The 26,739-nt window shown below is 63.6% G+C and carries 23 protein-coding genes; 8 read left to right on the forward strand and 15 right to left on the reverse strand.

The features are described 5' to 3' along the window. Genes LU684_RS03120 through LU684_RS03155 form a run of 8 tightly spaced genes read right to left on the reverse strand, consistent with a single transcriptional unit; the run spans window position 1 to window position 8,141 of the window. On the reverse strand, window positions 1-1,155 hold the full coding sequence (locus LU684_RS03120) for an acyl-CoA dehydrogenase family protein (RefSeq protein ID WP_016486831.1): 1,155 nt from the start codon (window positions 1,153-1,155) through the stop codon (window positions 1-3). A 13-nt stretch (window positions 1,156-1,168) separates the two neighbouring features. Then, complete coding sequence (locus LU684_RS03125; RefSeq protein WP_016486830.1) at window positions 1,169-2,356, reverse strand: acyl-CoA dehydrogenase family protein; 1,188 nt, start codon at window positions 2,354-2,356, stop codon at window positions 1,169-1,171. A gap of 54 nt (window positions 2,357-2,410) precedes the next feature. Beyond that, window positions 2,411-3,580 (reverse strand): acyl-CoA dehydrogenase family protein, encoded by a 1,170-nt coding sequence (locus LU684_RS03130; protein ID WP_016486829.1) that lies wholly within the window; start codon window positions 3,578-3,580, stop codon window positions 2,411-2,413. A 10-nt stretch (window positions 3,581-3,590) separates the two neighbouring features. Further along, entirely contained in the window at window positions 3,591-4,769 is a 1,179-nt protein-coding gene (locus LU684_RS03135) for a lipid-transfer protein (protein ID WP_016486828.1), read from the reverse strand. 19 nt (window positions 4,770-4,788) lie between these two features. After that, a complete protein-coding gene (locus LU684_RS03140; RefSeq protein ID WP_024717895.1) occupies window positions 4,789-5,208 on the reverse strand; it encodes a MaoC family dehydratase in 420 nt (139 codons plus the stop codon). Then, window positions 5,180-6,313 carry an acyl-CoA dehydrogenase family protein gene (locus tag LU684_RS03145; protein WP_016486826.1) on the reverse strand — a complete coding sequence of 378 codons (1,134 nt, stop codon included), beginning with the start codon at window positions 6,311-6,313 and terminating at the stop codon, window positions 5,180-5,182. The genes LU684_RS03140 and LU684_RS03145 overlap by 29 nt, the downstream gene beginning before the upstream one ends. An 8-nt stretch (window positions 6,314-6,321) precedes the next feature. After that, window positions 6,322-7,299 (reverse strand): bifunctional MaoC family dehydratase N-terminal/OB-fold nucleic acid binding domain-containing protein, encoded by a 978-nt coding sequence (locus LU684_RS03150; protein WP_016486825.1) that lies wholly within the window; start codon window positions 7,297-7,299, stop codon window positions 6,322-6,324. A 56-nt stretch (window positions 7,300-7,355) separates the two neighbouring features. Next, window positions 7,356-8,141, reverse strand: a complete 786-nt coding sequence (locus LU684_RS03155) for an SDR family oxidoreductase (protein ID WP_016486824.1) — start codon at window positions 8,139-8,141, stop codon at window positions 7,356-7,358. Window positions 8,142-8,290: 149 nt separating this feature from the next. Between LU684_RS03155 and LU684_RS03160 the strand changes: the two genes are divergently transcribed. Then, entirely contained in the window at window positions 8,291-9,076 is a 786-nt protein-coding gene (locus LU684_RS03160) for an enoyl-CoA hydratase (protein ID WP_016486823.1), read from the forward strand. A gap of 117 nt (window positions 9,077-9,193) precedes the next feature. On the opposite strand, the gene LU684_RS03165 is transcribed toward LU684_RS03160, so the two are convergent. The 7 genes from LU684_RS03165 to LU684_RS03195 all read right to left on the reverse strand — a co-directional run bounded on the left by LU684_RS03165 (window position 9,194) and on the right by LU684_RS03195 (window position 19,793). Further along, complete coding sequence (locus LU684_RS03165; RefSeq protein WP_031312600.1) at window positions 9,194-10,831, reverse strand: FadD3 family acyl-CoA ligase; 1,638 nt, start codon at window positions 10,829-10,831, stop codon at window positions 9,194-9,196. A 21-nt stretch (window positions 10,832-10,852) separates the two neighbouring features. Further along, window positions 10,853-11,881 carry a ferredoxin--NADP reductase gene (locus LU684_RS03170; protein ID WP_016486821.1) on the reverse strand — a complete coding sequence of 343 codons (1,029 nt, stop codon included), beginning with the start codon at window positions 11,879-11,881 and terminating at the stop codon, window positions 10,853-10,855. Next, window positions 11,878-13,572 carry an FAD-binding protein gene (locus LU684_RS03175; RefSeq protein WP_232894134.1) on the reverse strand — a complete coding sequence of 565 codons (1,695 nt, stop codon included), beginning with the start codon at window positions 13,570-13,572 and terminating at the stop codon, window positions 11,878-11,880. Before LU684_RS03175 ends, LU684_RS03170 begins: the two co-directional genes overlap by 4 nt. Window positions 13,573-13,581: 9 nt before the next feature. Further along, a complete protein-coding gene (locus LU684_RS03180) occupies window positions 13,582-15,291 on the reverse strand; it encodes an FAD-dependent oxidoreductase (RefSeq protein WP_016486819.1) in 1,710 nt (569 codons plus the stop codon). A 90-nt stretch (window positions 15,292-15,381) separates the two neighbouring features. Further along, a complete protein-coding gene (locus tag LU684_RS03185; RefSeq protein WP_232894135.1) occupies window positions 15,382-16,569 on the reverse strand; it encodes an acyl-CoA dehydrogenase family protein in 1,188 nt (395 codons plus the stop codon). Between the two features lie 131 nt (window positions 16,570-16,700). Next, window positions 16,701-18,296: an amidase gene (locus tag LU684_RS03190; protein ID WP_070086825.1), complete on the reverse strand. Its 1,596-nt coding sequence runs from the start codon at window positions 18,294-18,296 to the stop codon at window positions 16,701-16,703. A 60-nt stretch (window positions 18,297-18,356) separates the two neighbouring features. Further along, the gene (locus LU684_RS03195; protein ID WP_031312446.1) at window positions 18,357-19,793 is read right to left on the reverse strand and encodes an aldehyde dehydrogenase family protein; all 1,437 of its coding nucleotides are present in this window, start codon (window positions 19,791-19,793) and stop codon (window positions 18,357-18,359) included. 217 nt (window positions 19,794-20,010) lie between these two features. On the opposite strand from LU684_RS03195, the gene LU684_RS03200 reads away from it, so the two are divergent. From LU684_RS03200 to LU684_RS03230, 7 genes are all read left to right on the forward strand, one after another. Continuing rightward, window positions 20,011-20,991 (forward strand): flavin reductase, encoded by a 981-nt coding sequence (locus tag LU684_RS03200; RefSeq protein ID WP_016486815.1) that lies wholly within the window; start codon window positions 20,011-20,013, stop codon window positions 20,989-20,991. Between the two features lie 42 nt (window positions 20,992-21,033). Further along, on the forward strand, window positions 21,034-21,807 hold the full coding sequence (locus tag LU684_RS03205; RefSeq protein ID WP_016486814.1) for a glucose 1-dehydrogenase: 774 nt from the start codon (window positions 21,034-21,036) through the stop codon (window positions 21,805-21,807). Between the two features lie 68 nt (window positions 21,808-21,875). After that, window positions 21,876-22,667: a fumarylacetoacetate hydrolase family protein gene (locus LU684_RS03210; protein ID WP_016486813.1), complete on the forward strand. Its 792-nt coding sequence runs from the start codon at window positions 21,876-21,878 to the stop codon at window positions 22,665-22,667. A gap of 38 nt (window positions 22,668-22,705) precedes the next feature. Further along, window positions 22,706-23,635 carry an acetaldehyde dehydrogenase (acetylating) gene (locus LU684_RS03215; RefSeq protein WP_016486812.1) on the forward strand — a complete coding sequence of 310 codons (930 nt, stop codon included), beginning with the start codon at window positions 22,706-22,708 and terminating at the stop codon, window positions 23,633-23,635. 10 nt (window positions 23,636-23,645) lie between these two features. Then, entirely contained in the window at window positions 23,646-24,677 is a 1,032-nt protein-coding gene (dmpG, locus tag LU684_RS03220; RefSeq protein WP_016486811.1) for a 4-hydroxy-2-oxovalerate aldolase, read from the forward strand. A 67-nt stretch (window positions 24,678-24,744) separates the two neighbouring features. Next, a complete protein-coding gene (locus tag LU684_RS03225; protein ID WP_023049028.1) occupies window positions 24,745-26,070 on the forward strand; it encodes a spinster family MFS transporter in 1,326 nt (441 codons plus the stop codon). 130 nt (window positions 26,071-26,200) lie between these two features. Then, window positions 26,201-26,739: electron transfer flavoprotein subunit beta/FixA family protein (locus LU684_RS03230; protein WP_102689677.1), on the forward strand; the 539-nt coding region annotated here is incomplete at its 3' end.

Below are 26,739 nucleotides of genomic sequence, written 5' to 3' on the forward strand. Positions count from 1 at the left end.
TTAGCTCTCCAAAGACGCGAAAGCGGCGTAGCGCGCGCACTGGAAGTCACTGTCACCCAGGCACGCCTGGGCCACGCGAATCCGCTTGAGGTAAAGGCCGACGTCCAGCTCATCGGTGACACCGATGCCACCGTGCATCTGTACCGCCTCATTGCTGACCTGGGCGGCCACCTCGCCGGCCTTCCATTTGCCCAGGCTCACCAGCCGCCCGCGCTCGGCCGCGCTCAACGCGTTGTCATCGAGTGCGGCCAACGCCGCCATCACCGCGCTGCGGGCCAGCTGCAACTCCACATGCAAGCGCGCGGCCCGATGTTGCAGGGCCTGGAACGAACCGATGGGGACATCGAACTGCACGCGGGTCTTGAGGTATTCCAGGGTCATGGCAAACAGTTGCTCGGCAGCGCCGAGCAACTCGGCGGCCAGGCAAGCACGTCCCCGGTCCAGCGCCTCGTCCAGCACCGACCAAGCCCCACCGAGCGTACCGAGCAAAGCTTCGCTGCCCACTTGCACGGCACTCAGACGCAGCCGCGCGCAATTGCGCGAGTCGATCAGCGTCAATGCGCTGACCTGCAAGCCCGGGGTGTTCGCCGGGATCAGGAATGCACTGATGCCCTGCTTCTCACCCGCGCGGCCACTGGTGCGCGCCGCTACCAGGTAGGCATCGGCGCCCAGGCCATCGATGACGAAGAATTTCTCGCCATCCAGACGATAACCACCAGCCTCGGCCGTCGCCGTCAGTGCCGTGTGCTCAGGGGCATGGCGCGGTTTTTCATCCAGTGCCAGGGCCAGGCGCCGCTCGCCACTGATCACCGCCGTCAGCCACTGGTCGTGTTGCGCCGCGCCGCCAGCCAGATGGATCAGCGAGCCACCGAGTACCACACTGGACAACAAGGGTGAAGCCGAGAGGTTTCTGCCCATGGCCTCGAAAATCGGCCCCAGGCCCATGCAGCCGAATTCAAGCCCGCCCAACGCCTCGGGAAATGGAATGCCACTCCAGCCCAGACCCACGGCTTCTTGCCACAGCTGCGGGTCATACCCTGGCACGCTTGCCTCGTCGCGCAGGCGCCGCTGCGCCGCCACCGGGCTGCGCGCCGCGAGAAATTCGCGGGCGCTGTCGGCCAACAGGCGTTGCTCTTCGCTATACACCAGACTCATGTTCACACTCCCCTCAAGCACTGGGCAGGTTCAAGACCCGCTTGGCGATGACATTCAACTGCACCTCCGACGAACCGCCGGAAATGGTCAGGGCATAGCTGTTGAGCCAGCCTCGGGTAATCGCCAGTTCCTGGCCGCTGAACGGCTCGCCTTCAACGCCCAGCGCGCGGTAGCCAAGGGCATCGAGGAGAATCTCGAACTTGTCGCGTTCCTGCTCGGTATGCACCAGTTTCATGATGGCCATGATCGCGCTGATATCCAGGCCAGCCCGGGCCTCCTCGCCCATGCGCTGCACGGTGAGGTTGTAGGCCTGTTCATTCATCGCGCAGGCCTGGGCCCGAGCACGCAGGGCCTGGTCGTCAGGCGCCTGGCTGTCGGGCAGGTAGCGTTCGATCAACGGCAGCAGGTGAAAGTGCGTGGGCAGGCTGAACTCGCCGAACTTGGACATGGCCTTGCGCTCGTGCTGCAGCAGGCTCTTGCCCAGGTTCCAGCCACCGTTGAGCGGCCCGATCAACTGGCTTTGCGGAACGCGCACGTTATCGAAGAATACCTGGCAGAAAGCCGATTTGCCGCTGATCAGGTCAATCGGTGAAACACTCACCCCAGGGCTTTTCATGTCCAGCACGATCAGGCTGATCCCCTGGTGCTTGGGCGCTTTCGGATCAGTGCGCACCAAGGCGTACATCCAGTCGGACTTGTCGCCATAGGAAGTCCAGATCTTGGTGCCGTTGATCACGAAGTCATCGCCATCGGCCACCGCCGAGGTTTTCAGGCTGGCGAGGTCGGAACCAGCATTGGGTTCGGAGAAGCCTTGGCACCAGCGCACCTCACCACGACACATCGGTGGCAGCAGCGCCTGTTTCTGCGCTTCGCTACCGAACTCCAACAGCACCGGGCCAAGCATCCAGATACCCAGGTTGATCTGCGCGGGCCGACACTTTAGCCGGCGCAGCTCGCTTTCCAGCACCGCGTTGTACTCGGCGCTCAACCCGCCCCCGCCGTATTCGCTGGGCCATTGCGGGCAGAACCAGCCTTTGTCACGCATACGCTCGAACCAGAGCCGGGCGTCTTCGCTGGGAAAGTCTACTTGACGGCCACCCCAGACGATTTCGCCGTCGGGGGTGGGCGTGCGCAGCGATGGCGGGCAATTGGCCTCCAGCCATTGGCGCGTCGCTTGCCTGAACTGCTCGATTGCGCTCATTCGTTCACCTGAAAGGGACGTTATTGTTATTCGCTTCAAGGGTACAACGGTGACTCAGCGTTGCGTGCGCGGCATGCCCAGGCCGAACTGGGCAATCAACTCGCGCTGGATTTCATTGGTACCACCGCCGAAGGTCAGGTTCACCGAGGCGCGCACTTCATACTCCAGCTCGCCGAGCAGATAAGCCGCCGCAGAGCCCGCCCGCGTCAAGCCGCTGGCACCGACGATGGCCGACAGCTTGCGCAGGATCTCGATCGCCGATTCCGAGCCGTAGACCTTGGTGGTCGAGGCCAGCGCGACATCGACGCGGTCCCGCTCAAGGTCGGCGGCAATACGGAAGTTGATCAGGCGCATGGCTTCGAGCCGGGCATAACACTCGGCCAGATCGCGGCGCACCCAGGCGTGGTCGGTAGCACGCTGGCCTTGCTCATCGGCACAACGTGCCCACAGGTACACCCGGCTGAACAGGCTGACGACCTTGTCCGACCAGGCACCCAGGCCCAGGCGCTCGTGGTTGAGCTGTGCGGTGATGAGTTTCCAGCCACCGTGCAGTTCGCCCACCAGCATATCCCTCGGCACCCGCACGTTATCGTAATACGTGGCGGCCGTGGGGTTGCCGGAGGTTGGAATCAGCGTACTGGAGAAGCCTTCGGCCTGGGTATCGAGAATCAGGATCGAGATGCCCTTGTGCCGCGCCTGCTCCGGGTCGGTACGTGCCGCCAACCAGATGTAGTCGGCCGAGTCGGCGCCCGAGGTCCACAGTTTGCTGCCGTTGACCAAAAAGCCGTCGGCGTCTTCGCGCGCGGTGGTTTTCAGCACGGCCAGGTCGCTGCCGGCACTGGCTTCGGAGTAGCCGATGGCAAAGTTGATCTCGCCGGCGGCGATACCGGGCAGGAATTTTTCTTTTTGCAGCGCCGAGCCGTGGGCCATGAGGGCCGGGCCAACGGTGCTGATGGTCACGAACGGCAGCGGTGCGCCAGCGATGTTGGCTTCTTCGAAGAAGATCAATTGCTCGGTGGCCGCGTAACCCTGGCCGCCATAGGCCTTCGGCCAGCCAACCGCCAGCCAGCCGTCACGGCCAATCTGGGCGATGGTGCGGCGAAACAGCTCGCCGCCTTCGGTGCCGCGCATCTGCTGGCGAAGCTCGGGGGTCATCAGGTTCTGGAAATAGTCCCGGACCTTTAGCCTCAGGGCATGCTGTTCGGGGGTGAGATCGACGAACATGGGACGCTCCTTATACCGCGCCGAGAATCAGGCCGCTGGTAGGCACGCCGGTTCCGGCGGTCACCAACACGTTTTCGACACTGTCCACCTGGTTGGCCGCCGTACCCCGAACCTGGCGCACGGCTTCGGCGATGCCATTCATGCCGTGGATGTAGGCTTCGCCCAACTGCCCGCCGTGGGTGTTGATTGGCAGTTTGCCGCCACGGGCGTGGTGCCCGGCACGGATGAATTCCTTGGCTTCACCGCGCCTTGCAAAGCCGAATTCTTCCAGTTGCGGCAGTACGAATGGCGTGAAGTGGTCGTAGATCACGGCAGTCTGCAACGCCTCCGGGCCCAGGCCCGACTGGCTGTAGAGCTCTTTGGCGACCACACCCATTTCCGGCAGCCCGGTGATGTTGTCGCGGTAGTAGGAGGTCATCACTTGTTGCCCCGCGCTGATGCCCTGGGAGCCGGCCTTGATGATCACGGGCTTTTGCTTGAGGTCTCTGGCCCGCTCGGCCGAGGTGATTACCATGGCCACCGCGCCATCGGACTCCTGGCAACAGTCCAGCAGGTGCAACGGCTCGCAGATCCAGCGCGAGGCCTGGTGTTCTTCAAGGGTGATGGGCTTGCCGTAGAAAAATGCCTGGGGGTTGGTGGCGGCAAAATCGCGCACTGCCACCGCCACCCGGCCAAAGTCCTCGGAGGTAGCACCGTAGGTGTGCATGTAGCGCTGGGCAAACATGCCGACCCAGGCCGCCGGGGTGTGAAAGCCGTGCGGCATGTACCAGCCGTAGTTCACGTTCTCGAAGGTCGGCGTCGAGGCAAAGCCATAGCTGCCGGTACCGAAGCGGTACCAGGAGCGTTCGTTCATCGCCCGATAGACCACCACCACCTTGGCCACCCCGGTGGCCACCGCCATCGCCGCATGCATCACCGGCCCGCAGGCGGCGCCGCCACCGTGGGGCACCTGGGAGAAGAACTTGACGTCTTTGCAGCCCAGCAGGCGGGCAATTTCGTACTCCGGTACCTTATCGACCGAATAGGAACTGAAACCCTCCACTTCGCCAGGGTCAATTCCGGCGTCCTCGAGCGCTGCCAGGGTCGCTTCCATGGCCAGGCGCAGTTCGGTGCGCCCGGAATTCTTGGAAAACTCGGTCGCGCCCAGCCCTGCAATGGCAGCGCGCCCGGAAATCGACGAATTCGTCATCTGTGTTGTCTCCCGCGGATCAAGGCAGAACCAGCGCGACCGTGCCGGTCACGTGATTGCCCATGGAGTTTTTGCCCTTGAGGGTCACTTCCAGGCTGCGCGTAGCCGCATCCTGATGGGTCACTTCGCCGCTGAGAGTCATGCTGTCGCCGGGGTAGTTTGGCGCGCCCAGTTTTATTTTCAGCGTACGGAACTGAACCTGCGGGCCGCTCCACTGCTCGATGAAGCGTTGCACCAGGCCGTTGGTGGTCAGGATGTTCATGAAGATATGGGGCGAACCCAGCTCGCGCGCCGCGTCCAGGTCATGGTGACCGGGAAAGTAGTCGCGTGTGGCTATCGCCCCACCGGCAATCAGGCCAACCGTGATCGGGATCGTCAGCTCGGGCAGTTGCTCGCCAGGGCGCACGTCTTCAAAGCGCTTGGTGTTCATCGAGGTCATATTTCCATCCCAAGGTAGTGTTATCGCTCAACCAGTCGCCCAGACGCTCCAGGATCATCGACGACCCTCCCAATGCGCTGCTCAGGGCGCGGCTCCAGTAGAGAAAGCGATGGATCGGGTACGTCAGGTCGACGCCGATGCCGCCATGCACATGCTGTGCGGTGTGGCCGATGCGGTGCCCGGCTTCGCACGCCAGGTACGCGGTGGCCAAGGCCTGCGAAGGGGCCGGCAGACCGGCGTCGAGGCGGTAGCACAATTGCCACAGGGCACTGCGCAACACCTCCAGGTGCACATGGGTGTCGGCCATGCTCATTTGCACGGCCTGGAAGCTCCCGATACAGCGGCCGAATTGCTGACGCTCGCTGACATAGGCGACGGTGCGGTGCACCTGCTCGGCGCTGACGCCCAACTGCAAGGCCGCCAGGGAGGCAATTGCACGCGGTGCCAGCCAATCCAGGGCCGCGGCGGGCAGCACCTGCAGATTGTTCAGGGTGACGCCGCTGAAGCTGAGGTCAGCAATGGCTTCGCCGTGGGTCATGACCCCCGCTACCCGGCTGATGCCCGACTGTCCAAGGTCTACCAGAACCAGCCGTGGCTGCCCCATCACCCGGGCCAGTACCAGCGCTGCCACCGACTGCTCGGCCAACGCGAGTGCCGCAACCCGGCCATCGAGGCGCCACCCGCCCTCTTCGGCGCTGGCCTCGAGCTCGATGCCGCGCACCGTGTTCAGGCCATCGAGGCTCAGGGTCAGCAAGCCTGAGCCCGCCACAGCCTGTTCCACCCATGGTGCCAGGGCCTTGTCGCCGAACTCGGCGAGGGTGGTCGCGGCCAATTGGTGACGCCACAACGGCACTTGCGCCAGGGCACCGCCCTGGGCATCGAGGATCTGCACCAGCTCGGTCATGCCCAGCCCGCTGCCACCAGCAGCTTCGGGGATAGCCAGGGCATGCAGGCCGGTTTGTACGCAGCTGTGCCACAGGTCTTGCATATAGGCTTGCCCGCAGAGGTCCCAGTCACGCAGGCGCTCGTCGGTGCAGTAGTCGCTCATCAGGCTGCCCGCCATTTCGGCGATGGCACGCTGCTCTTCGCTGAGTTCAAAATCCATGGTGCCCCCTACTGTGCCGATGGACGGAACATCGGCAGCGCCAGGTCGTCGTCGAAGGTCTGAAACTCGACCTCCACACGCTGGTCAATGCTGATGTCTTCACGTTTGACGCCAACCAGGCCGGCGATCAGGCGTACGCCCTCGTCCAGTTCGATCAGACCGATCGGGTTGGGATGATCGAACGGTGCCACCTGCGGGTAGTGCATCACTACGAAGGAGTACAACCGGCCCTTGCCGCTGGCCTGCTGGGTATCCCAGTCGAAGCCATGGCACTCGATGCACACCGGTGCCGGCGGATGGCGCAAGGTGCGGCACTGCGTACAGCGCTGGATCAACAGCTTGCCTTCCTTGCAGCCGTCCCAGAAAAACCGCGTGTCGTCGCTGACGCCGGGCGCCGGACGCTTCGCCTGCGCCGGCTCGGCCACGGCCTGGGGCTGCCCCTGGACCTTGTGCGCGTTGGCCGGGCGGAACTTGAACACCCGGAACAACAGCTCGCCGACTTTTTCGTCGCCCGTGGCCTGCTGCGAGAAGTAGCTCATGACCAGGGTGACAAAAAAGCCAGTGCCAAGGCCGGTGGTCTTTTCCTCGCCGACCGAGTCCAGGCGGGTGGTGTAGTAGAGCTTTTCGCCCAGGCGCAGGTTGCGCTCGAAGGTCAGCTCAGAGTTCACCGCCACCACCGACGGGTAGCCATAGCTTTCAATCACACCGAGCACTTCATAGGGGTTTTCGGTGGTCGAGCCTGGTGCGTAGTTATTGATGTGAAAGCCTTCCATGCACCAGATCTGCAGCATGGGTGGCGGCGCGATGATGCCGTCATTGCTGCTGTTGGCAGCTGCCACAGGGTCGGTGTAGAGCGGGTTTTCAAGGCCGATGACTTCGCACCACTGGCGAATCATTGGCGCGTTGACCTCGTCCCAGGCGTTTACACGGCCGTATTGGCGCCCAACCAGGGCGCGCACTTTGGATAGCAATTCTGGATCAGCCAAGTTCGTCTCCTGCGTGTTCAAAGCGGCGCCCGCAACGCAACGCCGACGTGGGTCGATCAGTGCGGGGTAGCCTGCGCCGCACCGAGATAAGCCGGGCGTTCACCACCGCCATGCAGCAACAGGTTGCAACCGCTGGCGTAAGTGGCCAGCGGTGAAGCGATATAGAGGCAGGCGTTGCCGATGTCCTCGGGCACCGCCATGCGCCCGGCCGGGATACCGGCGCTGACCGCAGCGATACCTTGCGCGTCGCCATAGTGCAGATGGGCAAGCTCGGTGCGCACCAGGCCTGGGCTTACCGCCACCACCCGCACCTTTGGCGCCCACTCCGCCGCCAGCGACTGCACCAGGGCCAGCACGCCGGCCTTGGCCGCGCCGTACGCCGCTGTGCCGGGCGAGGCACGCAGGCCGCTGATGCTGCCAATAAACACGATGCAACCGCCGTCGGCCTGGGCCTGCATCAGCAGGTTGGCTTGCTGGGCGACATTGAGCGGTGCAATCAGGTTGAGGCGGATAATCCCCTCATGAAAACGCGGCGAGGCGCTAGCGGCGTCGGCCGAGGGGCTGCCGCCCGCGTTGTTGACCAGCACATCGAGGCGGCCGTATTTGCTGCGGATGCTCTCAAACAGGCCTTGCAAGGAGGCCTGGTCGCGCACGTCGGCGGCGATGAAGTCCGCCTGGCCCTGAGCCACGCTCGGCAATTGCTCAGGCAGGTTGCGCCCACACACGATCACCTTGGCCCCGGCGGCCAGATAGCTGCGGGCAATGCCAGCGCCAATGCCTTTGGTACCGCCGGTGACCAGTACCACCTTGCCGTTGTAATCCAGTCCCGAGTGACCACTCATGGCACGCTCCTCATGCTTGTGTTGAGGGCCACTCTAGGGACAAAACTGCTCGACCACGTCGTCTGAACGGACGATGAAGCGTGGCGCCGCGCTGGCAACAATCCGCGCAATGGCGCCCGCTCTGCGGTGCCTACTGCCAGAGGTTGATCATGTCCGATTCAGTTACCGCGTCGGTGCTGCTGGAGTACCCGGCCCCAGGTGTCGCCCTGGTGCGGCTCAACCGCCCGCACGCCACCAATGCCCTGAGCCTGGAGCTACAGGCGCTGCTGTCGCACTACTTCATTGAGCTGGGGAGCAATGCTGATGTGCGCTGCATTCTGCTGACCGGCGGCGACAAGGTGTTCGCCGCCGGGGGCGATATCAACAGCCTGGCCGGGGTGGGTCCCATTGATATCTATCAGCGCCACACCGAGCGGGTCTGGGCGCCGATCCAGCACTGCCCCAAACCTGTGATCGCGGCGGTATGCGGTTACGCCTATGGCGGTGGCTGCGAGCTGGCGATGCTCGCCGATATCATTGTTGCCGGGCAGAGTGCACGCTTCTGCCAGCCGGAAATCAAGATCGGGATCATGCCCGGGATTGGCGGCACCCAGCGGTTGGTGCGGGCGGTCGGCAAGGCCAAGGCAATGCGGATGGCGCTGACCGGCCAGCCGATCACGGCTGAAGAGGCCTGGATTGCGGGGCTGGTCAGTGAGGTGGTGGCCGATGATCAGGTGCTCGCCCACGGCTTGAAATTGGCGCAGATGGTTGCGGCAATGCCGCCGTTGGCTGCCGAGCAGATCAAAGAGGTGATTCTTGCGGGGATGGATGCACCGCTGGAAGCGGGTTTGGCGCTGGAGCGCAAGGCCAATGCGTTGTTGTTTGCCTCACGTGACCAGAAGGAAGGCATGCAGGCATTCATTGATAAGCGGCCTGCCCGGTTTGAAGGGCACTGATGGGGCCGGCCCAGCACCACGGAACGCTCCAGGGGCCCTACGCTGCACTCCGGGCCCCCTCTCTGCTACGTCGCTACGCGATATTCCTACGGCCTGCGGGGTTGATCAATGGGGGCCTCATCGCCAGGCCAGCCCGCCCTCGCCCTGCAGAACCGCCGCACGCAGCTCAGGTTTGACCACCTTGTTCGAGGCATTCACCGGCAACGCTTCAAAGAACCGAACCTGTCGCGGCACTTTGTAGTTGGCCATCCGCTCTCTGGCCCAGGCGATCAGAGACGGCTCATCCAGGTGCTGGCCTGCACGCAATACCACGCAGGCACACCCCACCTCCCCCATGCGCTCATCCGCAACGCCGATCACCGCCACCTGCGCGATGGCCGGATGCTCGATCAAACCCGCCTCGATCTCTGCCGGATAGCAGTTGAAGCCGCCGACAATGAACATATCCTTGAGGCGGTCGGTAATTTGCAGGTTGCCATGCACATCCAGATTGCCGATGTCGCCCGTGTGTAGCCAGCCCTCGGCATCAATGGCCTGCGCCGTCGCTTGCGGGTCATTGAAATACCCCTGCATCACATGAAAACCGCGCAGGCAGATTTCTCCTGACACGCCCGTGGCCACCGGTTGATTATCTGCCGAACGAATGCACACTTCAGTGCCATCGATGGCCCGGCCGCTGGTGCCGGCAACGATGTCGGCAGGGTCATCCGGGTTGCAGATGGTCGCCAGGCCGCCACACTCAGTCAGCCCATAGGCGGTGGTCACCACGTCGACTCCGAGCTCCCGCCGCATGCGCTCGATCAGCACCGGCGGGATCGTCGATGAACCAGTCACAGCGATGCGCAAGCTGGACAGATCAGTCTGGGCCAGGCGCGGGTGGGCCAGCATCGACAAGTACAGCGTGGGCGGCCCTGGCAGCACGCTTATGCGCTCGGCGGCAATGCGCTGGAACACCGCTTCGGCATCGAACACCGCATGCGGCAGGATAGTCGCGCCAGCCAGCATGCAGGTTAGCCAACCGGCCTTGTAGCCAAAGGCATGAAAAAACGGGTTGATGATCAGGTAACGATCACCCGGCTGCAGGCCAATGACCCGCACATATTCGTTGTATGCCCGCAGGTTCTGCCCATGGGCACTCATCACACCCTTGGGTTTGCCGGTGGTGCCGGAGGTAAACAGCAAGTCGGACAAGTCCCGCGGGCCCACCGCCACCGCACGCTGGCGGGCTTGCAGCTCACTGACAGACTCGCCCCTGGCGAGAAAACTGGCCCAATCCAGGTCGCTGGCCGCCTGAGGCGGCTGTGTACCGAACACCACCAGCTGTTCCAGGCTGGCCGGACGTAGCGGCGCCAGCATGGCCGGGTAGTCCAGCCCCAGAAATACCCCTTGCGTCAACAGCACCCGCGCCTGGCTGCGCGCCAGAATATCGGCCGCCTCGGCGCCTTTCATGCGGGTATTGATCGGTACCAGCACAGCCCCCGCGCAATGCACGCCCAAGGCGGCGATCACCCAGTCGCGGCAATTGGGTGCCCAGATCGCCACGCGGTCGCCCGCCTTGATCCCCAGTGCCATCAGGCTGCGGCAGACACCCAGTGCCAACCCGGGCAAATCCCGGTAATCGGTCGCAATGCCGTCTTCCTCGATCGCTGCCCGACCGGCAAAGCGTTCAGCACTGGCGAACAACAAAGCAGGAATCGACAAAGGCAACAGGTTCCAGGCATGCACGCTGCCCGGTAATGCTGAACATGCAGTCATAGTGACAAACTCGCCATCGGGTTATTCGGGAAAGAGCACCCGCAGGTGCTCGCTGCGGGCCAGGGACTGGCAAGCCAGCGTCCAGCCCTGGTCTATCTCCTGCTGGTCAAGGGCATCGTTGCGCAACATCTGCACCTCACCCCGTTCGACCGTGCACATGCAGGTTGCACAGGAGCCGACCAGACAAGAACTTGGCGGGCTCAGGCCGGCCCGGCGCATGGCGTTAAGCAGGGTTTCACCTTCGGCGCAGGGCACCTCGAACTCTTCACCGTCCAGGCGCACCGAAAGCTGGCTGCTCGGGCGGCGGGTATCGACAGCTGCCGGCACTGCGACTTCGCCCTCTTCGGGCAGCGAGACAAAGCGCTCGACATGGACCTGCGCACTCGGCATGCCTAACGTCTGCAGGGCAGCGACGGCAGCATCCATGAACGGTCCGGGGCCGCAGATGAACGCCTCGGCACTCGCGAACGGGCGCGCCAGTTCGGCCAACTGGCTCACCGACGCAATGCCCTGCACCGAGTCGAGCCAGTGGATCACTTGCAGGCGCTGTGGGTGCGCCCTGGCCAGGGCCTTGAGCGAGTCACGGAATATCACCGACGCTTCGTCGCGGTTGGCGTAGATCAGCAGAATACGCCCAGTGCCCGCCAACAGCGCCGAGCGCAGGATGGACAGCACCGGGGTGATGCCACTGCCGCCGCCGAACAGCAGCAGGTCGGTGTCCAGCTGGCGCGGCACAAACACCCCGGCCGGCGCCAGCACCTGCAAGGTATCGCCCGCCTGCACGGCGTCACAGAGCCAGTTCGAGGCGCGCCCATCGCGCACCCGCTTGATCGTGACCCGCAATGGCTCATCGAGCAGTGGCGTGCTCGACAGAGAGTAACAACGCGGCAACCACCCCCCCTGGTGAGGCACACGCAAGGTCAGGAATTGCCCTGGTCGATAGCGCAAGCGCTCGGCAAGCGCTTCTGGCACCTCGAACTCCAGGGAGCGGCTGTCGGCAGTCTCTTCAATCACGCGGGTTACACGTACTGACAGGTAATCCAGGCTCATATCAATTGCTCGCTGGGTTCGATTTCGATGTCAGCCGTGGCCGCCGTCAACGACCGTCCGGCACGTCGCCCGGAAAACACACAATCGGCCAGCGACAGGCCGCTGACGTACAAATGGCAGGGAATGCCGATGGCGGTACGGCCGGCGGCGTACAAACCGGGTATTGGCAGGCCTTCAGGGCCCAGCACCGCGCCGCTGTCTTCATTGACCTTGAGGCCGCCCAGGGTCAACGCCCCAAGGGGGAACAAGGGGTTGCTGACAGAGATGTCACAGGCATAGTAAGGGCCCTGGTCGAGTACCTGACGGCTGCTTTGCGACTTGCCAAAGGCATCCTCGGCGTCCCCCCGGGCAGCTGTGTTGTAGGCTTGCAATGCGCTGCGCAATACATCCGCGCGCACGCCCGTGGCCTGGGCCAACTGCTCGATGCTCTGGCCTTTGCGCACACCGCGCAGCATCAGCAGCAATGCCGGCAAGCTCTGGAACCACCAGTAACCGTCGAACAGCGCTTGCTTGATCGACTGCTTGCGCAGGCGTGCGTCCAGCACCAGCCAGGCCTTGCCGCCCTGCTCTTCACACAGGGGCTGGCCCAGGGTGGCGCCGTAGACTTCTTCGTTGACGAAGCGCTGCCCGAGGGTGTTGACCACAATGCCCTTGGGCCAGCACAACGGTGGGTTGATAAAGCGCCAGGCCGACACCCGCTGCAGTCGGTCGCTGACCCCACCGACACTCACGCCCAGGCGTACGCCACTGCCATCGCAGCCGGTCGCGCCGACTTTGAAGTTGCGGCGAAACTTGGGGGCATGCTCGCTGACCATCTCGCGGTTGAAGATGAAGCCACCGGTGCTCAGCACTACGCCACGCCGGGCGCGTACCAGCCGCGGCCGGGCAAAGTCGAGTTCCAGCTGGTGCACGCGTTTGCGCAAGGTATCGCAGTAGCGCGGGGCAAAGTTCTGCAGCCGTTCGGCACGCGCAGCCAATTTGGCATGCAACCGAGCCTGGGCACTGCCGGCCGGCAGGCACCACAGTTCCACGCCGACGACCCTGCCCGTGTGATCCCTCACCAGACGCCGGGCAGCGGACTGAACTTGCGGCCGCACACCGTTGCGCAGGCAAGCCGCCTTCAGCTGCGCGTACAGCACCGCGCCACATTGGCCCCTGCCTACCGTGCGATGGCCACGCGGGGCCGGCGGCAACTCGCTTCGGTGCGACGGCACCAGCTCATTGCCGGAGTAATACAGAAACTGGCCATCGGCTGGATACGAGGTTTTGCCACCGGGCGGCATGCTGTGGGCATAGGGCACGCCATGCCCCTCCAGCCAGGCCAGGTTGCTGGCACTGTCCTGGCAAAACCGCCGCAAGGTAGCATCGTCGACCACACCCTGGGTTTCGTGCTTGAGATAGGCGAACATCGCTTCGGGCGTGTCGCTGAACCCAGCGGCCTGCTGCTGGCGGGTGCCACCGCCGGCGTAAACCACGCCACCGCTTTTGGCACTGGCACCGCCGCCGGTAAAACGGTCGGCGACCAGCACGTCAGCACCCTGGGCGCGGGCCTCAAGGGCGGCGCAGGCACCGGCCGCCCCCCAGCCGATCACCAGCACATCACAGTGGTCATCCCAGAGCATGGCGTCGGCATCGGCCACCTGCAATGCCGGCTGGATATCGGTACATGTCGATTTGACAGCGGCTGGCATGGCAATTCCTCAACGGTTGGCAGCAATGTGATAGGCCGCGATATAGCCGAACGTCATGGCCGGCCCCAGGGTGCCGCCCGCACCGGGATAGCTGGTGCCCATGACCGACGCCGAGCAGTTGCCAATGGCATATAGGCCAGGAATGACCTCGCCGTCCTGGCTCACAACCTGGGCGTGTTCGTTGGTCAATAGCCCACCTTTGGTGCCGATATCGCCAGCGTCCAGGCGCATCGCGTAGTACGGCCCCTTGCTCAGGGGCGCCAGGCACGGGTTGGGTTTGACGTTGCTGTCGCCGTAATAACGGTCGAACACGTTACCGCCACGGCCGAAGTCGGCATCGACGCCGCTGCGGGCGTAGGCGTTCATCTTCTGCACGGTCTGCTCGAGCCCTGCGCGGTCGACGCCGATCTGCGCCGCCAGCGCCGCCAGGCTGTCAGCCTTGAAATACAAGGTATTGAGCCATTCCTTGCGCAGTCGGCTGTCGGGCATGACCTGGGCCGGCATCAACGGCCCCATGGCGTAGTTGAAGCGAAAATGGCCGTCGAAGATCACCCAGGATGGGATCGACTTGCCGCCGGTGTGCTGGTTGTCGCGGTACATGGCGTCGACAAATTCCAGGTACGGCGCTGCCTCATTGACAAAGCGCCGGCCCAGGCTGTTGACCACGATGGCACCAGGGAACGCCCGCTCGGCAAATATCCCACGGGGTTTTTCTTCGCCGGGCACGGTAATGGTCGGCGCCCACCAGGCCCAATCCATCAGGGCGGTCGCCGCACCCAGTTCGATACCGGCTTGCAACGCAGCACCGGTGTTGTTGCCCGGTGGCGTGGCGCTCCAGTCACGCAGGGTGGGCTGTGGTAGGTAGCGCTCGCGCAAAGCCTGGTTCTGTTCAAACCCCCCGGAGCCGAAGATCACCGCATGGCGGGCATGCAGCTGCAGCGTCTGCCCGTCACGACAAACCTGCATGCCAATGACCCGGCCGTTATCGGTGATCAGGTTCTGAAAGTCGGTGTTCAACCACAGTGGGATGTTGCGGTCCATCAACGAGCGGCGTAGCGACGCAACCAGCGCACTGCCCAAGGCCGCGCGGCGGTCGCGCCGGCTTTTGCGGCGCCATTTGAAGTCGAGCTTGTAGCGCAGCATCAGGCCGAGAATCAGCAGGCGCCAGCCAAAGGAGCGCGACATGGCCTTGTGCGCGTGCCGGGCGGTCCAGGCGATGCGCCCCATCAGCAGTGTCGAGGGTGACGGTGTGCGCAGGTTGGCCAGTTCATCACCGAGCAGGCTGGTATCGAACAGTTCCGGGTCGAGGGTGCGCCCCCCGGCCAGCGAGCCTGGCAGTTGCGGATAGTAGTCCGGGTACTTCGCCGCCACGGCGTAACGCACATGGCTGTTGTCCACCAGGGCCCGGATCATCTGCGGCGCGTGCTTGACGTAGGCACGCAAGCGCTTGTCATCGCCATGCTCACCGGTGGCAGCTTTGAGGTACTGCAGGGCCAGCTCCACACTGTCGCCACCGCCTTTGGCGGCAAAGTAGTGGTTATTGGGAATCCAGATGCCGCCGCCGGAGATCGCCGACGTACCGCCGAACTTGTCGCTTTTCTCGACAACCAGTACCGATAGACCCTGCTCGGCAGCAAACAGCGCCGAGGTCATCGCACCGGCACCGGAGCCGACGACGATCACGTCGTAGTGTGAAACAGGCTGAGCTTTAGCTGTCATTGTTGTTGTGCCTTGGCTGTGATCGGAAATTTCCCGGCGTGCCGGCCAGGGGTGCGCATACCCGGGCCTGCAGCTAGGCCCGGGCACGGCTCATACGTAAGGATCAGGGTTGGGCAGGCCCAGTTGCACGGCGCCAAGGCTGCGGCTGAAGGCCATGTAGTTGTTGGCGATATGCCCACGTGCCTGGTGCAGGTCGCGGAACAGGCGCGCCACGGGGTTGGTGTTATAAAGCCCGGAAGCGGCCATGCAGCGCAGCAGTTCGTTGACCTTCTCGGCGCAGATATTGGTGACATAGGAGGATTGGTAGCGGTACAGCAGACGGGTTTCCACATCCGGGTACTCACCCGCTTCGGCCAGCGCCATCAGGTGCGCGTAGTTCCGCTCCAGTACCAGCCGCAGGCTGTCGACGATGACCGTCGCCTCGGCAACGGTGGTTTGCGCCACCGGGTCATCGGCGGTTTTCATGCCGTGCTTGCCGATGTGCGCAGCGGCATTGGCACGAAATTCGTTGATCGCCCCCTGCAAGGCACCGATGGCCGATGAGGACACAGCGCGCGTGAACACCTGGGCGAAAGGAATGGCATAAATCGGATTGGTGTTCACCAGGCGTCCTGGCGTCGCGTCCAGCGTGCAGTTATTGGTGCGTTGCACGCGGTGTGCCGGCACGAAGGCATCTTCGACCACAATGTCGTGGCTGCCGGTGCCGCGCAGGCCCAGCACGTCCCAGTTGTGCTCGATACGGTAGTCGCTGCGCGGGATCAGGAAGGTGCCGTGCTCCGCTGCACGGTCGCCATCGGCGGGCAGCACCCCGCCAAGGAAGCACCATTGGCAGTGTTCGCTGCCGCTGGAAAAGCCCCAGCGACCACTGATGCGATAACCGCCTTCGACCACGGTTACCTTGGCCACGGGCATGTAGGTGGACGAGATCAGGGTGGTATGGTCCTGGCCCCATACATCGCGCTGGGCCTCGATCGGGTAGCGCGCCAGCTGCCAGGGGTGTACGCCCATCACGCCATAAATCCACGCTGTGGACATGCAGCCCTCGGCGAGGATCATCTGGATTTCGAAAAACGTCCGCGGATCGACCTCGTAGCCGCCAAACGCACGTGGTTGCAAGGCCCGCAACAAGCCGGCCTGTTGCAATTCGAAGATGGTTTCGTCCGGTACCCGGAACTCGCGGTCAGCGCGCGCGGTGCGGCTTTTGAGGGCGGGCACCAGGCGCCGGGCGTGTTCAAGCAGTTCGATTTCTTCCGGCGTTCTTACTCGCATGCTGTCCATCCGTTCGTTCTCCCAATCTCGTTGCGCGGTTGCGCGAGTCTTGGTTGATGATCGAATGCAGCAGGCGAATATTCATCGTCAAAGCGGACTAGGGAAACACGGTACGGCGCCGTCCCTGGCGCCTTTCAGGCTCAGATCGCGGCGCGCCTGGCGGCCCACGGGCGGTCCTGCTCCAGCTGCGAGGCCAGGCGCAGCAGCACGTCTTCCCCGCCCAGGCGAGCGGTGAACATCATGCCCACTGGCAGGCCGCTGTCACTCATGCCCAACGGCAAGGAAATAGCCGGCTGGCCGCTGACGTTGGCCAGCACGGTAAACGCGGCACTGCCCATGGCCTTGCGGGCGTAACTTTCGTAAGGCTGGTTGAGCGAGAGCTCGCCCAGGGCCGGCGTCAGGCTGGCGGTGACCGGCGAAAGGATCACATCAAAGCGCTCGAACTGCTGTTCCATGGCCATGCTGATGTCTTCGAACGCATGCCGGGCACGCACTACCCCCTCACCCGTGGCTTTCGCTGCACGCTCCAGCACACCAAAGGTGATGCTTTCCAGATCCTGCGGCCCCAACGCGCGGCCCAGGGCTTTCTCCCGGTCATTGACCGTGACCAGCAAGGAGTTGCCGATGGCAACGCCGTGGGCGCCGAACAGCTGCTGGGCCTGAATCGGCAAGCGCAGTTCTTCCACTTCGTGGCCAAGGCCCAGCAGTTGCTTGATGGTGTCCTCCAGAACCTTGGCAATCGCCGGGTCCAGCGGTGCCCCGGTCAGCGATTCCCGCACCAGTGCAACCCGTAAACGGCCCGGGTCACGGCCCAGCTCCTCGACGTAGGGACGTACCAGCGGTGAGCTCCAGTACGGGCTCCCTGGTTCGTGACCCTGACCGGCATCAAGAAACAACGCGGTATCGCGCACGCTGTGCGAGACCATGTTGGCGACACTGGCGCCAAACGAGCCTTCCAGGCGGGCCGGCCCGCTCGGCGTGCGGTAGCGTGTCGGCTTGAGGCCGACCAGCCCGCAGTAGGACGCCGGGATCCGGATCGAGCCGCCACCGTCGGTGGCATGGGCGACCGGGACGATACCGGCGGCAACCGCCGCGGCGGAACCACCGGACGAACCACCCGAGCTCAACGCCAGATTCCAGGGGTTGCGGGTCTGCCCCCATGCCAACGACTCGGTGGTGGTGGTCAGGCCGAACTCCGGGCTGGTGGCTTTACCAAAAGGCACTGCCCCGGCGGCTTCATAACGGCGGATCAAGGTGCTGGTAACGCTCGAAGGGGGCGCGTCCTTGAACAGCCGGCTGCCGTTGCTGGTGGTCGTGCCCTGCAAGTAGGTGTTGAGGTCCTTGAGCAGGATCGGCACGCCCGCCAGCGAGCCCTGGGTCAGGGTGCCGGCCTTCTGCCTGGCCGCCAGCAACGCGCGGGCATAATCGTCATGGCGCATGTTGACTGCGTTGATCTTCGGGTTGACCAGGTCACAACGGGCGAATGCTGCGCCGAGCAAGTCTTCGGCACTGAAGTGGCCGGCCTGCAAGCCCTTGGCCATGGCCCAGGCATCCAGGCCCAGGTAATCGCTGGCCGACAAGCCGCCTGCGGCCCGGGCATCGGCAAAGCGCCCCAGTAGCCCGACGCCCAGCGCCACCGCGCCGGCCTTGAGCACCTGCCGGCGCGGCCATCCGTCAGCGGCGTCGGCACCCGCTGGGGCAAGCGTGTCGGCCAGTGGCAATGCGTTTTTTTCCATGTGCAGAATTCCGTTTTTTATTGTGTCTGTTCGATTCGCTCAGCGCGCCGGTTTCCCCGATCAGTCCGGGGTGATCTGCGCTTTCATCGCGGCCAGGAAGTGTTCGCTGTAAGGCGGTAGCAGGCCCCATTCACCGCGCGGATCATGCTCGGGCGCCTTGAGTACTGTGCGCAGGTGGCTGAACTCGATAAAGCCTTCGCGACCGTGGTAGTGGCCCATGCCTGACCCGCCAACCCCACCGAACGGGGCATCATGCAAGGCGGCATGCATCATCACATCGTTGAGGGTGACACCGCCGGACAATGTGTGCTCCAGCACCTGGCGCTGCTCCTTGGCGTCGCTGCCAAAGTAGTAAAGGGCCAAAGGCCGCGGGCGGGCGTTGATCTGAGCGATGACCTGATCAACCTCATCAAAAGGCAGAACCACCATTGCCGGGCCGAAGATTTCTTCATGCAGAATCAGGCTGCCTTGCGGCGGGTCGATCACCAGTTGCAGCGGTCGGCGGCGGTTTTGCTCATCAGCCGCTTGCGCGTAGGGCAGGCTCACTACCCGGGCACCGGCTTGAAGCGCCTGCTGAACCAGGTTTTCAACACGGGACAGGTGTTGGGCATTGACCACCGCGACCACGTCCGGGTTGTCGCTCACCTCAGGGATGAACTGGCGGTAAGCGCTGGCAAAGGCCTCAAGAAAGGTTTCCAGCTGCTCGCGTGGCACGTAGACCAGGTCCGGGTTGATGCAGACCTGGCCACTGTTGGTGGTCTTGGAAAGCGCAATACGAAACGCTGCGGTGCCCAGGTCGGCGCTGCGGGCGACGATGACCGGCGACTTTCCGCCCAGTTCCAGCGTCAACGGCACCAGGTGTTCGGCCGCGTTACGCATCACGGACCTGGCCACCGCGGTACTGCCGGTAAACACCAGGTGGTCGAACGGCTGTGCGGTGAAGGCCTGGGCCAGGTCCGCGCCACCGGTGACCACAGCCACTTCGAGCGGATCGAACGCCTCGGCAAACAGCTTCGCCACCAGCGCAGCAGTGCGTGGCACCACCTCCGAAGGCTTGAGGATCGCCCGGTTACCCGCCGCCAACGCCGAACCCAGGGGGCTGAGCAAGGTATACAGGGGGGCGTTCCAGGTGCCCAGAATGCCCACCGTACCCTTGGGCTGATACATCACCCAGGCCTCGGCGCCCAGCTGATCGTAAGGGCTGAAGACGGGCCGCGGCTCATCCTGCATCCATCCTTCGAGGTGGTCGCGCGCGTGCTTGAGGGACCCGAGCGAACCCAGCACATCATTCATCAACGAAAAACCCTGGGGCCGGCCGCCAAAGTCCGCATCCATCGCCTCGGCCAGCGCTTCGTGGTGCGCCACCAGCATGTCGATCACCCGCTGGATCCGCGCGCGGCGGGCCACGGCAGTGACAGCCCCTTGAGCGTTGAACGCAGCCTTTTGTTCACGCAGCAAGGCCGACAGCATGTCGACGGAAGAATTTGCACAACTCATTGGTGCCTCCTCAACTGAACAAGGGCCAGCATGTCGCCTCTGTGCCCACCATGGCCGTCGTTGCACGACGCCCTGCCCCGCAAACTAGCCCCAGACCCCGGAGACCGCCTCGTCCAAGTGGACGATCGAGCCAAAAACGTTAGTCCGTTGAGACGATGCAAAGCCCCGTGACGCTGGGAATACTGCCAGCACGCACACTCATTCCATGAGGCCCATCATGGCAACGCCCGCCTGTTTCGACCCTCAAGCGTTTCGCGCCGCGCTCGGCACCTTTACCACGGGAGTGACCATCATCACTACCAAGGCCGAAGACGGCTCGCCCGTTGGCATCACGGCCAACAGCTTCAACTCGGTCTCGCTCAACCCACCTCTGGTGCTCTGGAGTCTGTCCAAGAATGCCCGCAGTCTGCCGGTGTTCAGCGGTGGTCGCCACTGGAACGTGCACGTTTTGTCGACGGAGCAGGAAACGCTGTCCGGCCGCTTTGCCCGCCAGGGTGAAGACAAGTTCTCCGAAATCCAGCTCGACACAGGTATCAGCGAGGCACCGCTGCTGCAAGACTGTACGGCGCGCTTCCAATGCCGCACAGCCTTCCAGTATGAAGGCGGCGACCATGTCATCTTCGTCGGCGAAGTGCTCGCTTTCGACCATAGCGACCGCGCGCCCCTGGCCTTCCAGAGTGGCCAGTACGCTCTGGCGATGCGCAAGCCGCGCAACGAACTGCGCCTGGCAACTACCCCGCCACCGCCCGAGTGCAGTTACACCGAAGACTTGCTCGGCTACCTGCTCGGGCGCTCGCACTACCAGATGCTGTTTGCACTGCGCCGCCTGCTGAAGAACCAGCAGCTCGATGAACACGCGTTCTTCATTCTCTCCACCCTGTGCATTCGGGACAACCTGACCCTGGACGAGATCAACGCCTTCGTCGGCTACACCGGCCATGTGGTCAGCGCCACCAGCATGCGCTTCCTGGAACGCCAGAACCTGGTCGCCCGTGAGCTTGATAATGAGCAGGTCCGCTATGTGCTCACAGCCGACGGGCGGGAGGCTTCGCTGCAGGAGGTGGCCCTGGCCAAAGCCGTCGAGGAGGATATCGCTGCCCGTCTTGGCGCCGGTGATAGCCAGGCACTCAAGGTGTTGCTCAAGCGCCTGATCGCCACCTCCGACCCGGGCTTGCCGGACCTGTGGGCGCCGCGCTAAGCACTGTGTCTTCCCTGAACCATTAGAACAATAAGGACAGCCATGAGCATTCTGCAACGCTTCAACCTCACTGGCAGTGTCGCCATTGTCACCGGCAGCGGCCGCGGCATCGGTCGCGCCATTGCCTTGGCCTACGCCGATGCTGGCGCTGATGTAGTCTGCAGCGCCCGTTCGCTGGCAGATGTCGAGGCCGTCGCCGAAGAGGTACGCAGCCGAGGGCGGCGCGCCCTGGCCCTGAGCTGCGATGTCACCGACAGCGAACAGCGCTGCGCCTTGGTCGCCAACGCCGCCGAACAGCTGGGGCGCATCACCCATCTGGTCAACAATGCCGGGGGCGGCGGCCCCAATGACCCGCTGAAGATGAGCCCGCAAGACTTCGAGCAGGTGTTGAGCTTCAACGTCAGCGCCGCCTATGCCCTTTCACAGCTCTGCGTACCCCTGATGCGCGACGCCGGGGGCGGCAACATCATCAACATTACCTCGGTCGCCGCCCGTTATGCCCAGCGCCATTTCAGCGCCTATGGCACCGCCAAGGCTGCCCTGACTCACCTGACGCGCCTGCTGGCACAAGAGTTTGCGCCGCAGATCCGGGTCAATGCGGTGGCGCCAGGGCCAATCCTGACCGACGCCCTGGCCGGGGTCATGCCCGATGCCATGCGCAAAACGATGGAAAGCAACACCCCGCTCAAATGCCTGGGGCAACCAGAGGACATCGCCGCCGCGGCCCTTTACCTGGCAAGCCCCGCCTCGGCCTGGGTCACCGGCAAGATCATCGATGTCGATGGCGGCGCCGATTCCAGTGTCTGGCCGGGTTGAGGCCTTTTTGCCGGGCGTGCCTGCAGCTGGCCCGGCCTGTTATCCACTTGCCACAGAGCGACCTCCCTATGGATGCGCAACTGATTGAAACACTGGGCGACGAGCTGTTCCATGCCCTGAACGCACGCCAGAGCCTGCCCCCGCTGACCCAACGTTACCCGGCCATCAGCCTTGACGACGCCTACCAGATCTCCCGGCGATTTCTGGCGCGTCGCGAAGCGGTGGGCGAGCAAGTGATCGGCAAGAAAATCGGGGTGACCAGCCGCGCCGTGCAAGAAATGCTCGATGTGCATCAGCCCGATTTTGGTTTTCTAACCGACCGTATGCAGGTTGCCGATGGCAGCGACATCAGCTTTGCTGCCCACCATCTTGTGCAGCCACGGGCCGAAGGCGAGATTGCCTTTGTACTGGGCGAAGACCTGCAAGGTACCGATATCACCGCCAACGATGTGCTGGCGGCCAGCGAGTGGGTTATGCCGTGCTTCGAAATTGTCGACTCGCGTATCGAGAACTGGCAGATCCGCATTCAGGACACCGTTGCCGACAACGCTTCATGCGGTGTTTTCGCCCTGGGCCAGCAGCGCGTCGATCCGCGTGAACTGGACCTGGCCGAGGTCCAGTTGCACCTGTTCAAAAACGGCCTGCCGGTGGGCAGCGGCCTGGGCTCGGCGGTGCAAGGCCACCCCTGCGCCGCCGTGGCCTGGCTGGCCAACACCCTGGGCCGACTGGGCATCCCGTTTCGCAAGGGCGAAATCATTCTGTCCGGTGCCCTTGCGCCACTGGTACCGGTCGCACCGGGTGACTTCGTCAGCCTGTCGCTGAGCGGCATGGGCGAGATGCACCTGAACTTCGTGCCCTGAGCCTGCGGCCGTTCCTTCTTCTGATCGAGAACAATGCCATGAGTAAAAAGATAAAATGCGCCCTCATCGGGCCCGGCAACATCGGTACCGACCTGCTGTACAAGCTCAAGCGCAGTGAAGTACTGGAGCCCGTCTGGATGGTGGGTATCGACGCCACCTCCGAAGGCCTGGCCCGCGCCGCCGCGCTGGGCCTGAAGACCACCAGCGAGGGCGTCGACGGCCTGCTACCGCATGTAATGGAAGACGGCATCCAGATCGCCTTCGATGCTACCTCCGCGTATGTGCATGCCGAAAACAGCCGCAAGCTCAATGCCTTGGGTGTGCTGATGATCGACCTGACGCCAGCAGCCATCGGCCCCTACTGCGTGCCACCGGTCAATCTCAAGCACAACCTAGGCCTGGGCGCGATGAACGTCAACATGGTGACCTGTGGCGGCCAGGCGACCATCCCGCTGGTGGCCGCGGTGTCCAGCGTGCAGCCGGTGGCCTATGCCGAGATCATTGCCACGGCGGCCTCGAAATCGGTCGGCCCAGGCACACGCAAGAACATCGATGAATTCACCCGTACCACCGCTGCGGCCGTGGAACAGGTTGGCGGCGCAAAAAAGGGCAAGGCAATCATTATCGTCAACCCCGCCGAGCCGCCGCTGATCATGCGTGACACCGTGCACTGCCTGACCGAAACCGAGCCTGACCAGGCAGCCATCACCGCCGCGATTGCCGACATGATCAAGCAAGTCCAGCGCTATGTGCCCGGCTACAAGCTGGTCAACGGCCCGGTGTTCGACGGTAACCGGGTGTCGATTTTCATGGAAGTCGAAGGCCTGGGCGACTATCTGCCCAAATATGCCGGCAACCTCGACATCATGACCGCCGCCGCCGCGCGCACCGCCGAGATGTTTGCCGAAGCGATGCTCAAAGGCGAGCTGACCCTGCGTGCCAGCAGCCCACAACCTGCCATCGCCTAAGGAGCGCACCATGGACCTTCACGGCAAATCCATCACCGTCCACGACATGTGCCTGCGTGACGGCATGCACCCCAAACGCCACCAGATCACCCTGCAGCAAATGAAAGACATTGCCTGTGGCCTCGACGCCGCCGGTGTGCCGTTGATCGAGGTGACCCATGGCGATGGCCTGGGTGGCAGTTCGTTGAACTATGGTTTTCCGGCGCACAGCGACGAGGCGTATTTGTCGGCGGTCATCCCGCTGATGAAAAACGCCAAGGTCTCCGCACTGCTGCTACCGGGCATCGGCACGGTCGATCACCTGCAGATGGCCTACGAACTGGGCGTCAGCACGATTCGCGTCGCCACTCACTGCACGGAAGCAGACGTGTCCGAACAGCACCTTGGCGCGGCCCGCAAGCTGGGCATGGACAGCGTCGGGTTCCTGATGATGGCCCATATGAACAGCCCGCAAGGCCTGGCCACCCAGGGCAAGCTGATGGAGAGCTACGGGGCCAATTGCATCTACATCACCGACTCGGCCGGCTACCTGCTGCCCCACGACGTCAGCGCGCGGGTCGCGGCGCTGCGTGCAGCGCTCAAGCCCGAGACTGAAATCGGCTTCCATGGCCATCACAACCTGTCGATGGGCGTATCCAACTCGATCGCGGCCATTGCCGCTGGCGCCACCCGTATCGATGCCGCGTGCGCAGGCTTGGGCGCGGGTGCTGGCAATACCCCCATGGAAGTGCTGGTGGCCGTCTGCGACCGCATGGGCATTGAAACTGGCGTGAGTGTGTTTGGTATCCAGGACGTTGCCGAGGACCTGGTGGTGCCGATCATGGACTTCCCGATCCGCAGCGATCGCGATGCCCTGACCATGGGCTATGCGGGTGTCTACGGCTCGTTCCTGCTGTTTGCCAAGCGCGCTGAAAAAAAGTACGGCGTCCCGGCGCGGGAAATTCTTGTCGAAATGGGCCGGCGCGGCATGGTCGGCGGCCAGGAAGACATGATCGAAGACACCGCGATGACCCTGGCCAAGCAACGCCAAGCCAGCGCCTGACCGCTTCACGGGGCCCAGGCACAGCTTGGGCCATTGCCCATCTCTGCGGTTTGACCGGGAGTCATCCATGAGCAGTACGCACCCTCAACCCATCGGCTGGCGCAGCCATGGTCTGCTGTTTGTGCTCGCGATGATGTACGCCGACAACTTTGTCGGGCGGCAGATCATTGCCGTGATGATCGAACCGCTCAAACAAGAGTTCGGTGCCAGCGACACCGCCATGGGCCTGGTTTCGGGCCTGGCCTTCGCTGCCGTCTATGTGCTGCTGGGCCTGCCAGCCGGGCGCCTGGCCGATCGCCTGTCACGCACACGCCTGCTGGCCATTACCTGCTCGTTGTGGGCGCTGGCAACGGTGGCCTGCGGCCTGTCCACCAGCTTTGCGATGCTGGTGATCGCACGCATGGCGGTAGCAGTCTTCGAGTCACCAAGCACCTCGACCTCGATGTCGATCATTGCCGATATCTACCCACCGCACCGGCGTTCTTTTGCCATCAGTTGCTACACCGCCGCGCCGACGTTTTCGACCATCGTTGCCCTTAGTGCCGGCGCCTGGGTGGTCGACCAATATGGCTGGCGCAGCGCTTTTTTTGCTGTCGCCCTGCCTTCCCTGCTGATCAGCGCGGTGTTTGCCTTTGTGATGCGCGACCCGGTACGGGGTCGCTTCGACCTCCCCCATAGCCACGCCAGCCAGGGCGCACCGCCCATACAAAGCCTGCTGGGCAGTGCGCGGGCACTCATGGCACAGCCTGCCTACCGTTGCCTGGTGCTGGCTTGCGGCATTACCACCTTCAGCGCCTATGCCTTTGCCATGTGGAATGCCAGCTTCCTGGTGCGATCGCATGACCTGCCCTTGCACTACGCGGGCCTTCTGGCCGGCTTGGTAGGCGGCACCTTTGCCGGGCTAGGGGCGTTGTTCAGTGGATGGCTGACCGACCGCCTGGTGATCAGGAGCCAGCATTGGCAAATCGGCATTCCGCTCATCGGCCATGTGCTCGGCAATTGCGCATTGATCATCTACCTGCTTTGGCCACGTGACATCCTGCTGCATGCGGGTGCAGTTCCGGTACCCAGCGCGATGCTCTGGTGTGCGCTGGGCAGCTTTTTCTCGGTATGGTGGGTCGGCCCCTGCTTCTCGTTGTTGACCCAGTTGGTGCCCGCCCACCGCAGGGCGACTGCCGTCGCCCTGCAGACCATTATCTCGACCTTGTGCGGAGTCGGTATCGGCCCGTTGGCAACCGGGCTACTGAGCGATGTACTGATGCCAGTGCTGGTGGACGAGTCGCTGCGCTACGCCCTGCTGCTGGTCAGCCTTACCATCGTCATACCGATCGTGCTGCTCTGGCGGACCTATCAACACCTGGCCGCCCCTTCGCGCCTTTCTGCGTATGCCTGAAACCTGAGCACTGGCGCACAATCGCCGATCAACTAGTTGAAACGGACGATCCACCCGCACATTCCCTACGTTACCGTCATTGTCAGACACCCGCTGCCCCGCGTTCGCAATATCAATGACTGGAGAGCTTATGAGGATACTGGTAAGCGTCAAACGAGTGGTCGACTACAACGTCAAGGTTCGCGTCAAGGCGGACAACTCCGGCGTCGACCTTACTAACGTCAAGATGTCCATGAACCCCTTCTGCGAAATCGCCGTGGAAGAGGCCGTACGCCTGAAGGAAAAAGGCGTTGCGACCGAGATCGTTGTCGTTTCCGTCGGCCCGACCTTTGCCCAGGAGCAACTGCGTACCGCCCTGGCCCTGGGTGCCGACCGTGCCATCCTGGTAGAAGCCGCTGACGAGCTGAACTCCCTGGCGGTGGCCAAGGCGCTGAAAGCCGTTGTCGACAAGGAGCAGCCTCAGCTGGTCATCCTTGGCAAGCAGGCCATCGACAGCGACAACAACCAGACCGGCCAGATGCTGGCTGCGCTGACCGGCTACGCCCAGGGCACCTTCGCCTCCAAGGTGGAAGTCGCCGGCGACAACCTGAATGTCACCCGTGAAATCGATGGCGGCCTGCAGACCGTATCGCTGAACCTGCCAGCCATCGTCACCACCGACCTGCGCCT

This window comes from Pseudomonas sp. NMI542_15 (genome assembly GCF_021283425.1).
Lineage (GTDB): Bacteria > Pseudomonadota > Gammaproteobacteria > Pseudomonadales > Pseudomonadaceae > Aquipseudomonas > Aquipseudomonas fortuita.

Excerpts from the sequence above, each read along its gene's own strand:
- LU684_RS03120 (WP_016486831.1), bottom strand. The coding sequence starts at position 1,155 with ATGAGTCTGGTGTATAGCGAAGAGCAACGCCTGTTGGCCGACAGCGCC.
- LU684_RS03125 (WP_016486830.1), bottom strand. The coding sequence starts at position 2,356 with ATGAGCGCAATCGAGCAGTTCAGGCAAGCGACGCGCCAATGGCTGGAG.
- LU684_RS03130 (WP_016486829.1), bottom strand. The coding sequence starts at position 3,580 with ATGTTCGTCGATCTCACCCCCGAACAGCATGCCCTGAGGCTAAAGGTC.
- LU684_RS03135 (WP_016486828.1), bottom strand. The coding sequence starts at position 4,769 with ATGACGAATTCGTCGATTTCCGGGCGCGCTGCCATTGCAGGGCTGGGC.
- LU684_RS03140 (WP_024717895.1), bottom strand. The coding sequence starts at position 5,208 with ATGACCTCGATGAACACCAAGCGCTTTGAAGACGTGCGCCCTGGCGAG.
- LU684_RS03145 (WP_016486826.1), bottom strand. The coding sequence starts at position 6,313 with ATGGATTTTGAACTCAGCGAAGAGCAGCGTGCCATCGCCGAAATGGCG.
- LU684_RS03155 (WP_016486824.1), bottom strand. The coding sequence starts at position 8,141 with ATGAGTGGTCACTCGGGACTGGATTACAACGGCAAGGTGGTACTGGTC.
- LU684_RS03160 (WP_016486823.1), top strand. The coding sequence starts at position 8,291 with ATGTCCGATTCAGTTACCGCGTCGGTGCTGCTGGAGTACCCGGCCCCA.
- LU684_RS03165 (WP_031312600.1), bottom strand. The coding sequence starts at position 10,831 with ATGACTGCATGTTCAGCATTACCGGGCAGCGTGCATGCCTGGAACCTG.
- LU684_RS03170 (WP_016486821.1), bottom strand. The coding sequence starts at position 11,881 with ATGAGCCTGGATTACCTGTCAGTACGTGTAACCCGCGTGATTGAAGAG.
- LU684_RS03175 (WP_232894134.1), bottom strand. The coding sequence starts at position 13,572 with ATGCCAGCCGCTGTCAAATCGACATGTACCGATATCCAGCCGGCATTG.
- LU684_RS03180 (WP_016486819.1), bottom strand. The coding sequence starts at position 15,291 with ATGACAGCTAAAGCTCAGCCTGTTTCACACTACGACGTGATCGTCGTC.
- LU684_RS03185 (WP_232894135.1), bottom strand. The coding sequence starts at position 16,569 with ATGGACAGCATGCGAGTAAGAACGCCGGAAGAAATCGAACTGCTTGAA.
- LU684_RS03190 (WP_070086825.1), bottom strand. The coding sequence starts at position 18,296 with ATGGAAAAAAACGCATTGCCACTGGCCGACACGCTTGCCCCAGCGGGT.
- LU684_RS03195 (WP_031312446.1), bottom strand. The coding sequence starts at position 19,793 with ATGAGTTGTGCAAATTCTTCCGTCGACATGCTGTCGGCCTTGCTGCGT.
- LU684_RS03200 (WP_016486815.1), top strand. The coding sequence starts at position 20,011 with ATGGCAACGCCCGCCTGTTTCGACCCTCAAGCGTTTCGCGCCGCGCTC.
- LU684_RS03205 (WP_016486814.1), top strand. The coding sequence starts at position 21,034 with ATGAGCATTCTGCAACGCTTCAACCTCACTGGCAGTGTCGCCATTGTC.
- LU684_RS03210 (WP_016486813.1), top strand. The coding sequence starts at position 21,876 with ATGGATGCGCAACTGATTGAAACACTGGGCGACGAGCTGTTCCATGCC.
- LU684_RS03215 (WP_016486812.1), top strand. The coding sequence starts at position 22,706 with ATGAGTAAAAAGATAAAATGCGCCCTCATCGGGCCCGGCAACATCGGT.
- dmpG (WP_016486811.1), top strand. The coding sequence starts at position 23,646 with ATGGACCTTCACGGCAAATCCATCACCGTCCACGACATGTGCCTGCGT.
- LU684_RS03225 (WP_023049028.1), top strand. The coding sequence starts at position 24,745 with ATGAGCAGTACGCACCCTCAACCCATCGGCTGGCGCAGCCATGGTCTG.